This window comes from Crenalkalicoccus roseus (assembly GCF_004761865.1).
GTDB classification, from domain to species: Bacteria; Pseudomonadota; Alphaproteobacteria; order Acetobacterales; family Acetobacteraceae; genus Crenalkalicoccus; species Crenalkalicoccus roseus.
Map to the genome: position 1 here is coordinate 112,057 of NZ_SJDM01000008.1, position 11,624 is coordinate 123,680.

16 protein-coding genes are annotated in these 11,624 nt (G+C 71.6%); 13 read left to right on the plus strand and 3 right to left on the minus strand.

Going from position 1 to position 11,624, the window contains the following annotated elements; genetic code table 11:
• Positions 1–62 precede the first annotated feature (62 nt).
• From ET526_RS09280 to ET526_RS22355, 6 genes are read left to right on the plus strand one after another with little or no spacing between them, the layout of a single operon-like run.
• Positions 63–1,646: an ABC transporter substrate-binding protein gene (locus tag ET526_RS09280; protein WP_135467409.1), complete on the plus strand. Its 1,584-nt coding sequence runs from the start codon at positions 63–65 to the stop codon at positions 1,644–1,646.
• Complete coding sequence (locus ET526_RS09285) at positions 1,643–2,617, plus strand: ABC transporter permease (RefSeq protein WP_135467410.1); 975 nt, start codon at positions 1,643–1,645, stop codon at positions 2,615–2,617. The genes ET526_RS09280 and ET526_RS09285 overlap by 4 nt, the downstream gene beginning before the upstream one ends.
• A complete protein-coding gene (locus ET526_RS09290; RefSeq protein ID WP_135467411.1) occupies positions 2,614–3,540 on the plus strand; it encodes an ABC transporter permease in 927 nt (308 codons plus the stop codon). The genes ET526_RS09285 and ET526_RS09290 overlap by 4 nt, the downstream gene beginning before the upstream one ends.
• On the plus strand, positions 3,537–4,523 hold the full coding sequence (locus ET526_RS09295) for an ABC transporter ATP-binding protein (protein ID WP_135467412.1): 987 nt from the start codon (positions 3,537–3,539) through the stop codon (positions 4,521–4,523). The genes ET526_RS09290 and ET526_RS09295 overlap by 4 nt, the downstream gene beginning before the upstream one ends.
• On the plus strand, positions 4,520–5,566 hold the full coding sequence (locus tag ET526_RS09300) for an ABC transporter ATP-binding protein (RefSeq protein WP_135467413.1): 1,047 nt from the start codon (positions 4,520–4,522) through the stop codon (positions 5,564–5,566). The genes ET526_RS09295 and ET526_RS09300 overlap by 4 nt, the downstream gene beginning before the upstream one ends.
• Positions 5,563–5,697, plus strand: a complete 135-nt coding sequence (locus ET526_RS22355; RefSeq protein ID WP_275668635.1) for a hypothetical protein — start codon at positions 5,563–5,565, stop codon at positions 5,695–5,697. Before ET526_RS09300 ends, ET526_RS22355 begins: the two co-directional genes overlap by 4 nt.
• 51 nt (positions 5,698–5,748) lie before the next feature.
• Here the strand turns inward: ET526_RS22355 and pdxY are convergent, their stop codons facing one another.
• Positions 5,749–6,597, minus strand: a complete 849-nt coding sequence (gene pdxY / locus ET526_RS09305) for a pyridoxal kinase PdxY (RefSeq protein ID WP_135467414.1) — start codon at positions 6,595–6,597, stop codon at positions 5,749–5,751.
• Positions 6,598–6,757: 160 nt separating this feature from the next.
• Here pdxY and rpmE point away from each other — a divergent pair, with 160 nt between their 5' ends.
• Both rpmE and ET526_RS09315 read left to right on the plus strand, forming a co-directional pair.
• Positions 6,758–6,988, plus strand: a complete 231-nt coding sequence (gene rpmE, locus ET526_RS09310) for a 50S ribosomal protein L31 (RefSeq protein WP_135467415.1) — start codon at positions 6,758–6,760, stop codon at positions 6,986–6,988.
• Between the two features lie 199 nt (positions 6,989–7,187).
• The gene (locus ET526_RS09315; RefSeq protein ID WP_135467416.1) at positions 7,188–7,655 is read left to right on the plus strand and encodes an Hsp20 family protein; all 468 of its coding nucleotides are present in this window, start codon (positions 7,188–7,190) and stop codon (positions 7,653–7,655) included.
• A gap of 54 nt (positions 7,656–7,709) precedes the next feature.
• On the opposite strand, the gene ET526_RS22360 is transcribed toward ET526_RS09315, so the two are convergent.
• Positions 7,710–7,835, minus strand: coding sequence for a DUF1192 family protein (locus tag ET526_RS22360; RefSeq protein WP_135467431.1), 126 nt, complete (start codon positions 7,833–7,835; stop codon positions 7,710–7,712).
• Between the two features lie 201 nt (positions 7,836–8,036).
• On the opposite strand from ET526_RS22360, the gene ET526_RS09325 reads away from it, so the two are divergent.
• Positions 8,037–8,618, plus strand: a complete 582-nt coding sequence (locus ET526_RS09325) for a DUF1013 domain-containing protein (protein ID WP_135467417.1) — start codon at positions 8,037–8,039, stop codon at positions 8,616–8,618.
• Positions 8,619–8,636: 18 nt separating this feature from the next.
• Here ET526_RS09325 and ET526_RS09330 read toward each other — a convergent pair whose 3' ends face one another.
• Positions 8,637–8,807 carry a YdcH family protein gene (locus ET526_RS09330; protein WP_135467418.1) on the minus strand — a complete coding sequence of 57 codons (171 nt, stop codon included), beginning with the start codon at positions 8,805–8,807 and terminating at the stop codon, positions 8,637–8,639.
• 116 nt (positions 8,808–8,923) lie between these two features.
• On the opposite strand from ET526_RS09330, the gene ET526_RS09335 reads away from it, so the two are divergent.
• The 4 genes from ET526_RS09335 to ET526_RS09350 form a co-directional block, all read left to right on the plus strand.
• Positions 8,924–9,124, plus strand: coding sequence for a YdcH family protein (locus ET526_RS09335; RefSeq protein WP_135467419.1), 201 nt, complete (start codon positions 8,924–8,926; stop codon positions 9,122–9,124).
• A gap of 34 nt (positions 9,125–9,158) precedes the next feature.
• Positions 9,159–9,614, plus strand: a complete 456-nt coding sequence (gene purE, locus ET526_RS09340; protein WP_135467432.1) for a 5-(carboxyamino)imidazole ribonucleotide mutase — start codon at positions 9,159–9,161, stop codon at positions 9,612–9,614.
• Entirely contained in the window at positions 9,611–10,738 is a 1,128-nt protein-coding gene (locus tag ET526_RS09345; protein ID WP_135467420.1) for a 5-(carboxyamino)imidazole ribonucleotide synthase, read from the plus strand. The genes purE and ET526_RS09345 overlap by 4 nt, the downstream gene beginning before the upstream one ends.
• A gap of 170 nt (positions 10,739–10,908) precedes the next feature.
• On the plus strand, positions 10,909–11,624 hold a 716-nt coding region (locus ET526_RS09350; protein WP_158295535.1), incomplete at its 3' end, for an outer membrane protein.

Below are 11,624 nucleotides of genomic sequence, written 5' to 3' on the forward strand. Positions count from 1 at the left end.
TAGCCGTTTCCTGGGCAGGCTGCTACACAGCCGCCTGTTCGGGAGCGTTTCCGGGGACGAGAATGATCGGCTTCGCACGGGCGGCGGGCGTCGCTGCCATTTCCACCGTGGTGCTGGCGGGCGCGGCGCAGGCCCAGACCCTGACGATGGCGGTGGGGGCGCCGGTCACCTCCATCGACCCCCACTACCACAACCTGTCGCCGAACAACGCGATGGCGGACCACATCTTCGATGCGCTCACCGCCTTTGATCCGCGCGCCCGGCTGACGCCCGGCCTCGCCGAATCCTGGACGCCGGTGGACGACAGCACCTGGGAGCTGCGGCTGCGGCAGGGGGTCCGCTTCCACAACGGCAACGACTTCACCGCCGAGGACGTGGCCTTCACCCTCGAGCGCGTGCCCAACGTGCCGAACAGCCCCTCCTCCTTCGCCACCTTCACCCGCCCGATACGGTCGGTGGAGATCGTGGATCCCCACACCATCCGCCTGCGCACCGACGGCCCCTACCCGCTGCTGCCGACCGACCTCGCCTCCGTGCGCATCCTCGACCGCGAGACGCACCAGAACGCGACGACGGAGGATTTCAACGCCGGCCGCGCCGCCATCGGCACCGGGCCGTTCCGCTTCGTCGCCTACCGCCCCGGCGACCGGGTGGAGCTCGAGCGCAACGACGCCTACTGGGGCCAGAAGCCCGCCTGGCAGCGGGTGAGCTACCGGATCATCACCAACAACGCCGCCCGCACCGCGGCGCTGCTCGCCGGGGATGTCGAGTTCATAGACCAGGTCCCGACCACCGACATCGAGCGGCTGCGCGGCGACCAGCGCCTCAGCATCTCCGAGGTGGTGTCGCTGCGGGTGATCTACCTCGCCCTCGACCACATGCGGGAGGACGGCTCGCCCTTCGTCGCGGACAATGACGGCCGGCCGATGACGCGCAACCCGCTGAAGGATCTGCGGGTGCGGCAGGCGCTCTCGATGGCGATCGACCGCCAGGCGATCGTCAGCCGCGTCATGCAGGATTCGGCCATCCCCGCGGGCCAGTTCCTGCCGCCCGGCAGCTACAGCCGCATCCCCGACTACGAGCCGCCTCGCCCGGATCCGGAGCGCGCGCGGCGTCTGCTGGCCGAGGCCGGCTACCCGCAGGGCTTCCGCCTGACGCTGCACGGGCCGAACGACCGCTACACCAACGATGCGCGCATCATCCAGGCGATCGGCCAGATGTGGACCCGCATCGGTGTGCGCACCACGGTCGAGGCGCAGCCCTGGACCACCTTCATTGCCCGCGCCGGACGCCAGGAGTTCAGCGCCTTCCTCGTCGGCTGGGGCTCCGCCAGCGGCGAGGCCTCCTCGCCGTTGCGGGCGCTGGTGGCGAGCTTCGACCGCGAGCGCGGCTGGGGCGCCAGCAACCGCGGCCGCTACAGCAACCCCGAGCTCGACCGCGTGCTGGAGGCGGCGCTGCGCGAGCTCGACGACGAGAAGCGCGAGAAGCTGCTGCAAGAGGCGACGCGGATCGCCATGGATGACGTGGCCATCATCCCGATCCACAATCAGAAGAACGTCTGGGCCATGCGCCGCGGCCTCGAGCACACCGCCCGCGCCGACGAGCTGACGCGGGCCCAGGACGTCCGTCCGGCGGCCGCCCGATGACCGTCTTCCTGCTCCGCCGGCTGCTGCAGGCGATCGGCGTCGTCTTCGCCATGTCGGTGCTGGTCTTCATCGGCGTCTACGCCATCGGCGACCCGGTGGAGATCCTGATCAGCCCGGATGCCGACCAGATCGAGCGCGAGCGGGCGATCGAAGCGCTGGGGCTGAACCTGCCGCTGTGGCGGCAGTACCTGGTCTTCCTCGGCAACGCGCTGCAGGGCGACCTCGGCCGCAGCTTCGTGTTCAACGAGCCGGCGCTGCAGCTGATCCTGCAGCGCATGCCGGCGACGCTGGAACTCGCCTTCGGGGCGATGTTCATCGCCATCCTCCTCGGCCTGCCGCTCGGCCTCTATGCGGGGCTCCGCCCCAACTCGATCGGCAGCAAGGTGATCATGGCGGGCAGCATCCTCGGCTTCTCCCTGCCCACCTTCTGGGTAGGGCTGATGCTGATCATGGTCTTCGCCGTGCAGCTCGGCTGGCTGCCCTCGACGGGGCGGGGAGAGACGGTGGAGGTGCTCGGCATGCGCTGGAGCTTCCTCACCTGGAACGGCCTGCAGCACCTGCTGATGCCGGCCTTCAACCTGGCGCTGTTCAAGATCAGCCTGGTCATCCGCCTCACTCGCGCGGGCGTGCGCGAGACGGTGCTGATGGACTACGTGAAGTTCGCCCGCGCCAAGGGCCTCTCGCCCAGCCGCGTCACCTTCGTGCACGTGTTCAAGAACATCCTGATCCCGGTGGTGACGGTGGTGGGGCTCGAGCTCGGCAGCACCATCGCCTTCTCGGTAGTGACGGAGAGCGTCTTCGCCTGGCCAGGCATGGGCAAGCTGATCATCGACAGCATCAACGTGCTCGATAGGCCGGTGATCGTCGCCTACCTGATGATGATCGTGCTGATGTTCATCACCATCAACCTGATCGTGGACGTCACCTACTCGGTGCTCGATCCGCGCGTCCGGCTGGAGAGCAAGGCATGAGCATCACCACCGCCGGGCCGGCCGCCGCGCCGGCTGCCGCCGCGAAGGTCGAGACGCCCTTCCAGCGCTTCGTCTCGGAATTCGCCGCCTCCAAGCTGGCGCTGTTCGGCCTGGCGGTGTTCACGATGATCGCTTTGATCGCGATCTTCGCGCCCTGGATCGCGCCGCAGAACCCCTACGACCTCGCCCAGCTCGACATCATGGACGGGAGGCTAGAGCCGGGCGCGCGCAGCGGCGATGGCACGATGACCTACTGGCTCGGCACCGACGACCAGGGCCGGGACATGCTCTCGGGCATCATGTACGGGCTGCGCATCTCGCTCACCGTGGGCGCGGGCTCGGCGCTGATCGCCTGCGTGGTCGGCGCCTCGCTCGGCCTGCTGGCCGCCTATGCGGGTGGGCGGACCGACAGCGCCATCATGCGCCTCGTGGACCTGCAGCTCTCCTTCCCGGCGATCCTGGCGGCGCTGATGATCCTTGCCTTCCTCGGCAAGGGCATCCTGAACGTCGTCATCGCGCTGGTGCTGGTGGAATGGGCCTACTACGCCCGCACCGTGCGCGGCAGTGCGCTGGTGGAACGCCGGCGGGAGTACATCGAGGCCGCGCACTGCCTGGCGCTGCCGACGCGGCGCATCATCTTCCGCCACCTGCTGCCCAACTGCCTGCCGCCGCTGATCGTGGTGATGACCATGCAGGTGGCACGCGCCATCGCGCTGGAGGCGACGCTGTCCTTCCTCGGCCTCGGCGTGCCGATCACCGAGCCCTCGCTCGGCCTGCTGATCGCCAACGGCTACGAGTACATGCTCTCGGGCAAGTACTGGATCAGCTTCTATCCGGGCATCGCGCTGCTAATCACCATCGTCTCCATCAACCTCGTGGGCGACCATCTCCGCGACGTGCTGAACCCGAGGCTGAAGAAGTGACCACGCCTCCCACCCTCGAGGTGCGCAACCTGCGCACGCACTTCTTCACCCGCGCAGGCGTGGTGAAGGCGGTGGACGACGTCTCCTTCACCGTGGACCGCGGCAAGGTGCTGGGCCTGGTTGGCGAATCCGGCTCCGGCAAGTCGGTGACCGGCTTCTCCATCATCGGCCTGGTGGACCCGCCGGGCCGCATCGTGGAGGGGCAGATCCTGTTCCAGGGCCGGGACCTGACGAAGCTCTCCGAGGAGGAGATGCGCGACCTCCGGGGCAACCGGATCGCCATGATCTTCCAGGACCCGATGATGACGCTGAACCCGGTCCTGCGCATCGACACCCAGATGATCGAGACGGTGCTGGCGCACCAGAAGGTCAGCCGGGAGGAGGCGCGCCAGCGCGCGCGCGACGCGCTCGGCCAGGTCGGCATCCCCTCCCCGGACGAGCGGCTGAAGGCCTATCCGCACCAGTTCTCGGGCGGCATGCGCCAGCGCGTGGCGATCGCGATCGCGCTGCTGCACAAGCCCGACCTCATCATCGCCGACGAGCCGACCACCGCACTCGACGTGACGATCCAGGGCCAGATCCTGGCCGAGGCGCAGAAGCTCTGCGCCGAATCCGGGACGGCGCTGATCTGGATCACCCACGACCTCTCGGTGGTCGCGGGCCTCGCCGACGACATCGCGGTGATGTACGCGGGCAAGGTGGTGGAGGAGGGTCCGGTCGCCGAGGTGCTGGACGCGCCCCTGCATCCCTACACCCTCGGCCTGATCGGCAGCGTGCCGAGCCGCAACCGCCGCGGCGAGCCGCTGCGCCAGATCCCGGGCATGACGCCCTCGCTGCTCAACCTGCCGGCGGGCTGCGCCTTCCGCTCGCGCTGCCCGCGCGCCGAGCCCCGCTGCGCCGAGCCGCCGCCCATGGCGGAATACCGCCCGGGCCGCTTCGCGCGCTGCATCCACCCGCATCTCGAGGAGGTCGCCGCAGCATGAGCGCCGTCATCGAACGCGCCGCGCCGCGGCAGGCCGGCCCGCAGGCGGCCCCGCCCGCGATCGAGCTCCGCGGCGTCTCCAAGCGCTTCGAGAAGCGCCTCGATCTCGCCGGCAAGCTCGCGCGCGCCCTCGGCGCCCCGGTGCGGGAGGAGGTGGTCCATGCCGTGGACAAGGTGGACCTCTCCATCCGCAAGGGCGAGGTGGTGGGCCTCGTCGGCGAATCCGGCTGCGGCAAGTCCACCCTCGGCCGCATGGTCGCGGGCATCCTGGAGCCGAGCGCGGGCAGCATCCTCTGGCACGGCCGGGACCTGCGCAGCCTCTCGGGCGCCGAGGCGCGCGAGGCCAAGCTGAAGATCCAGATGATCTTCCAGGATCCCTACGCCTCGCTGAACCCGCGCATGAAGGTGCAGGACATCGTCGGCGAGGCGCCGCTGGTGCACGGCCTGGTGCGCCGCGGCGAGCTCGACGCCTATGTGGACGAGCAGTTTCGCCGCGCCGGGCTCGACCCCTCGCTGAAGCGTCGCTACCCGCACCAGTTCTCGGGCGGCCAGCGCCAGCGCATCGGCATCGCCCGCGCGCTCGCGGTGAAGCCCGACTTCCTGGTCTGCGACGAGGCGGTGGCCGCGCTCGACGTCTCGATCCAGGCGCAGATCCTGAACCTGTTCATGACGCTGCGGCGGGAGCTGGACCTCACCTACCTGTTCATCTCCCACGATCTCGGCGTGGTCGAGCACCTCTCGGACCGCGTGGTGATCATGTATCTCGGCCGCGTGGTCGAGGAGGCGCCGGCGGAGGAGGTGTTCGCCCGCCCGAACCACCCCTATACCCGCTCGCTGCTCGCTGCCGTGCCGCGCATCGAGGCCCGCAAGCGCGCCTTCAACACGGTGCAGGGCGAGATCCCCTCGCCGCTCAACCCGCCGAGCGGCTGCCACTTCCACCCGCGCTGCCCGCACGCCATGGAGCGCTGCAGGGTGGAGGTGCCGAAGCTCAGGGAGGTGGCCCCCGGCCACCGCAGCGCCTGCCACCTCAACGACGCGGCATGAGGCCGGCCGGCGCGCTGCTGCTCCTCCTGCTCCTCGCCGCCTGCGCGGCGCGCGAGGGCGCGGTCGCCGGCCCCTATGTCGGCGGCGGGGCAGGCCTGTCCCTGCGCTCCGGCGGAGCGGCGTCGCGCTGAGCCGCGGCTCCGGGCGCGTCGGGAGCCGCGTCCAGCCGTCCGCGATCCGCCCTAGCACGGCTCGGCGGGGAAGGTCCGGCTGGGCGAGACGAACTCCTCCTGCGCCGCCACCGTCAGGATCTCGCGCGCTCCCGCCTCGGCGGTGCGGCGCAGCAGGCCGTGGATGGAGGCGGCGGCGCGCGCCAGCGCCTCGGCCGCGCCGCCGGTGGCGAGGCGGTGGAACAGGAACAGCGCCGCGATCGCATCCCCCGCGCCGTTCACCGCGAGGGGCAGCAGCGGCGTGCGCACGCGCCAGAAGCGCCCGCCCTCCGCCGCCAGCAGGTCCAGCGCCGCCGCCGGCGTCTCCTCGGTGCGCAGCGAGGTGACGAGCACGCAGCGCGGCCCGCGCGCCTGCAGCGCCGCCGCCGCCCGCTTGGCCGCCTCCAGCGTCGGCGCCGGCGCGCCGGTGAGCCACTCCAGCTCGAACTGGTTCGGGGTCACGATGTCGGCGCGCGGCAGGGCGCGGTCGCGGAAGAATTCCGGGATGCCGGGGCGGACGAAGACGCCGCGGCCGACATCGCCGATCACCGGGTCGCAGCACCAGAGCGCGGTGGGGTTGGCGGCCTTCACCCGCGCCACCGCGTCGAGGATCGCCTCGCCGGCCCCGGCATCGCCGACATAGCCGCTCAGCACCGCGTCGCAGCGCGGCAGCGCGCCCCGCTCCTCGATGCCCTGCACGCAGTCGCGGATCAGCGCCGCCGGGAACACCTGGCCGCGCCAGGCGCCGTAGCCGGTGTGGTTGGAGAACTGGACGGTGTGCACCGCCCACACCTCGGCGCCGAGCCGCTGCAGCGGGAACACCGCGCTGGCGTTGCCGACATGGCCGTAGGCGACCCAGGACTGGATGGAGAGGATGTTCATGGCTGCCCCGCCGGCGGCAGGGCCGGCCGCGGCCGGTCTAGGGCGGCGCCAAGTGGCCGGTCAACCGCGCGGCGCGGGTTGCGCCGCCGCCCCCCCTGGCCTATAGGGCCCGCCTCCGCGGCCGCCCCGTCGGGGCCGCGCCCCTGTTCGCGAGCGCGCCATGAAGTCCGACATCCATCCCGACTATCACGAGATCACCGTCGTCATGACGGACGGCACCACCTTCCAGACCCGCTCCACCTGGGGGAAGCCGGGGGACACGCTGCGCCTCGATATCGATCCGAAGTCGCACCCCGCCTGGACCGGCGTGCAGCGCATCATCGACACCGGCGGCCAGGTGGCGAAGTTCAACAAGAAGTTCGCCGGCATCGGCATCCGCAAGAAGGGCTGAGCCGCCGGTCCGGCGCCGGCGGAGCGCGCCGCCGCCCTCCCCTTGAAGCGGGGGGCGGCGGTTTCCATGTCTGGAACGCCAAGGGGCGCCCTCCGGGGCCCCGGGCGCGGAAGCGGACCGTCAGGGTGCCCGTACGGGGTCCTGGGAGGTTCCTCCGCCGGACAGACGAACCTTGCTTGCGAAGGAGGTTCCCCAGGCCATGAATGCCTTCGACCTTGCTCCCCTGTTCCGGACCGCGATCGGCTTCGACCGGCTGGTCCGCACGCTGGAGGCCGCCCGCGCCTCGTCCGAGGCCAACGGCTATCCGCCCTACAACATCGAGAAGACCGGTGAGGACCGCTACGTCCTGACCATGGCCGTCGCTGGCTTCGGCCCCGGCGACCTCGAGGTGGTGGCGCGTGAGAACGTGCTCACCGTCTCCGGCCGCGCCGCGCAGGCCGAGGAGGGCAGCCGCTTCCTGCATCGCGGCATCGCCCGCCGCGCCTTCGAGCGCCGCTTCGCGCTGGCCGACCATGTGGTCGTGAAGGGCGCGACGCTGGAGAACGGCCTGCTGCAGATCGAGCTGGAGCGCGAGGTGCCCGAGGCGCTGAAGCCGCGCCGCATCGAGGTGCGGGCCTCCGGCCAGCCGGCCATGATCGAGGACGCTCCGCAGGCCAAGGCCGCCTGAACGCGGCATCCCGGGGCGGAACAGGGGCTGGCGGCCACGCCAGCCCCTTGCCTTTCACGGCCGCCGGAACAGCGCATCCGCGGCGCTGCGCTGCGCCTGCCTGGCCGCGATCGCCGCCTCCGCGCGGGCGATCTCGCTCCGCAGCGCGGCGATGTACTCCTCGAGCTCCTCACTCCCCAGCCCTCCAGCGCCGCCGGCGTGAAGTGCCGGGCCGGCCGCTGCCGCCCTTCCTCATCCTCGCGCATCGTCCCGCTCCTGGTTCCGGGCTTTGACCCTGTCGCCCCGCCTCTCTATATGCCAGCCCGACGTTCTCCCCACGCCAGCGCGATCCTGCGGGCTTCCGGGCGCTCCCGTGGTCTCCGCCGAGAAGGTTTTCGACCCATGCCTCAGCCGCTGATGCCGAAAGCCACCGCCGTGTGGCTGATCGAGAAGACTTCCCTCAGCTTCGAGCAGATCGCCGACTTCGTGGGCATGCACCCCCTGGAGGTGCAGGCCATTGCTGATGGCGAGGTGGCGCAGGGCATTGTCGGCTACGATCCGGTGCAGCACGGCCAGCTCTCGCGCGAGGAGATCGCGCGCTGCGAGGCCGATCCGAACGCGCGGCTGCAGATGCTGCCTTCCACCCTGCCGGTGCCCAAGCCCCGCGGGAAGGGTGCGCGCTACACGCCGGTGTCCAAGCGCAATGACCGGCCGGACGCGATCGCTTGGCTGCTGCGCCACCACCCCAAGTTGAGCGACCAGCAGATCGCCAAGCTGCTCGGCACCACCAAGGAGACGATCGCCAAGGTGCGGGACCGCACGCACTGGAACAGCGCCAACATCAAGCCGCGCGATCCGGTGATCCTCGGCCTCTGCACCCAGTCCGACCTGAACGCGGCGCTGCTCGCCGTCGGGGAGCGGCCATCCGCCTCCTCCGCCCCCGCCGTGGCCGAGGAGGCGCCGGAGGGGCCGGCGGCCCCCTGAGCCGCGGGGCGGCGAGGGTCAGGCCTCGCGGCGCAGCCGCTCCATTTCCTCCTTGAGGCGCAGCTTCTCGCGCTTGAGGCGCTGCAGCTCCGTATCGTCCGGGCGGGGCCGGGCGGTCTCTTCCTCGATCTGACGCTCCAGGGCCGCGTGCCGCTCCTCCAGGGCGCGGATCCGGGCTGCGTTCGCCATGCGGTGTCTCCCTCGGCCTTCGCGGGCATGGGTGCCATGCTGTTGCGCGGGCGCGGGCCCATGCTAATGGCGCCTGCACGCGCTGTGCATCCCTCCTTCTCTTCGGGCGCCTGCCGATGCTCGCCGACCGCGACTCCCTCCTCCGCCGCCTGCACGACCTCCGGAGCGAGCACCGCGATCTCGACACCGTGATCGCGCGGCTCGAGGGGCAGCTCGCCGATCAGTTGCAGGTGCAGCGGCTGAAGAAGCGGAAGCTGAAGCTGAAGGACGAGATCGCCTGGCTGGAGAGCCGCCTTGTCCCCGACATCATCGCCTGACGCCGCGCCCGCCCCACCCCTGGTCGGGGTCATCATGGGCAGCCGCTCGGACTGGGACACCATGCGCCACGCGGCGGAGACGCTGGAGCGGCTCGGCGTGCCGCACGAGACGCGGGTGGTCTCGGCCCACCGCACCCCCCGCCGCCTGTACGACTACGCCGCCACGGCGCGCGAGCGCGGCCTCAGGGTGATCATCGCCGGTGCGGGCGGCGCGGCGCACCTGCCCGGCATGGCGGCGGCGATGACGCCGCTGCCGGTGCTCGGCGTGCCGGTGGAAAGCCACGCGCTCAAGGGCATGGACAGCCTGCTCTCCATCGTCCAGATGCCGGGGGGGGTGCCGGTCGGCACCCTGGCCATCGGCAAGGCCGGTGCGATCAACGCGGCGCTGCTCGCCGCCGCCATCCTCGCCCTCTCCGACCCGGCCCTGGCGAGGCGCCTCGACCTCTGGCGGGAGGCGCAGACCGGGGGCGTGCCGGAGCGGCCGGAATGACGCGTCCCGCGCCGCTGCCGCCGGGCGGCACCATCGGCATCCTCGGCGGCGGGCAGCTTGGCCGCATGTCGGCCATGGCCGCGGCGCGGCTCGGCTACCGCTGCCACGTCTTCGCCCCCGAGCCGGACGGGCCGGGGATGCAGGTGGTCGCCGCCGTCACCGTCGCCTCCTACGAGGACGAGGCCGCGCTCGCCGCCTTCGCCCGCGCGGTGGATGTGGTGACCTTCGAGTTCGAGAACGTCCCCGCCGCCACCCTCGCCACCCTCGCCGCCCTCGCCCCCTGCCGCCCGGGGGTGGAGGCGCTGCGCATCTGCCAGGACCGGATCGAGGAGAAGCGCTTCCTCGAGCGCGCCGGCGTGCCGGTGGCGCCCTGGCGCCCGGTCCACACGGCGGCCGACCTCGCCCCGGCGCTCGCCGCCATCGGCCTGCCCGCGGTGCTGAAGACGACGCGCCTCGGCTATGACGGGCGCGGCCAGGCGGTGCTGCGCCGGCCGGAGGAGGCCGAGGCGGCCTTCGCGCGCCTTTCCCCGAAGCCGCTGATCCTGGAAGGCTTCGTGCCCTTCGCCGCCGAGGTCTCGGCGATCGCCGCGCGCGGCGCCGACGGGACGGTCGCGGTCTATGACGCGGTGGAGAACCGGCACCGCGACCACATCCTCGACCTGTCCTTCGCCCCCGCGCGCCTGCCCGCGGCGGTGGCGGAGGCGGCGCGGCGGCATGCCGCGCGCGTGGCCGAGGCGCTGGAGCTCGTCGGCGTCCTGGCGCTGGAGATGTTCCTGCTGCCCGACGGCACCCTGCTCGGCAACGAGATCGCGCCGCGGCCGCACAATTCCGGCCACTGGACGCTCGACGCCTGCCTCGCCAGCCAGTTCGAGCAGCATGTGCGCGCCGTGGCCGGCCTGCCTCTCGCCGACCCGAGCCGGCACCATGACGCCGTGATGCGCAACCTGGTGGGGCCGGAGGGCTTGGCGCGCTGGTCGGGCCTGCTCGCCACGCCGGGGGTGGCGCCGCATCTCTACGGCAAGGCCGAGGCGCGGCCGGGCCGCAAGCTCGGCCACGCCACGCGCCTCCTGCCCCTTGGCGCCCTGGCGGAACGGGCGGAGGCCGAGCTGCTGCACGGCCTGTGACGAATTTGCCATCCGCCCTTGTTGCAACAATGCCACATCGATGCGGAAATGGTGTGGTGCCGGATGGCGCCGGGCCCCGACGGTGTTACGGTGGCGTCAAGCAGCGTCGGACTACCGCAGCAACGGCTCCGCGCCGCGAGGTTGCCTTGGGGAATTGAGGAGAGACGAGGATGAGCCTCAGGAAGGCCCTTCTGGCCGCGACGGTCCTGGCCCTGCCGGCTGCCGCGCAGGCTCAGCCCGTGACCGGCCTGTATGTGGGCGCCGGCGCGGGTCTGAACTTCCGGCACGACTCCAACAAGAGCGGTGTGGACATCCGCTTCGAGCAGCCCGGGGCGGCGGTGGTCGGCGCCATCGGCTGGGGCTTCGGCAACGGCCTGCGCGCCGAGATCGAAGGCAACTACCGCTTCAACGAGATCCGCAGCTTCCGCAGCCTGGGCGTCCGCCCCACCAGCACCGGCTATGCCCAGACCTATGGCGTGATGGGCAACGTGCTGTTCGACCTGAACCTCGGCCAGGCGCCGCTGTTCGGCGTGCGGTTCGTCCCCTATCTCGGCGCCGGCGCCGGCTATGCGTGGAGCGACATCACCAGCACCCGCTTCAACGTCGGGCCGTTCCGCTACCGGGTGGAGGACACTGACGGGCGCTTCGCCTATCAGGGCATCGCCGGCCTTGCCTTCGACTTCTCGAATTTCCTGCCGGGCCTCGCCCTTACGACGGAATACCGTTTCTTCGGCACCCTCGACGCGACCCACCGCACCAGCGTCGTGACCCCCGGCGCCCCGCCGCGTGGCAGCTTCAAGACGGAGAACTACAACCACTCCGTCCTGCTGGGCGTGCGCTACAACTTCGGTGCGCCGCGTCCTGCTCCGGCGCCGGTGGTGGCGCC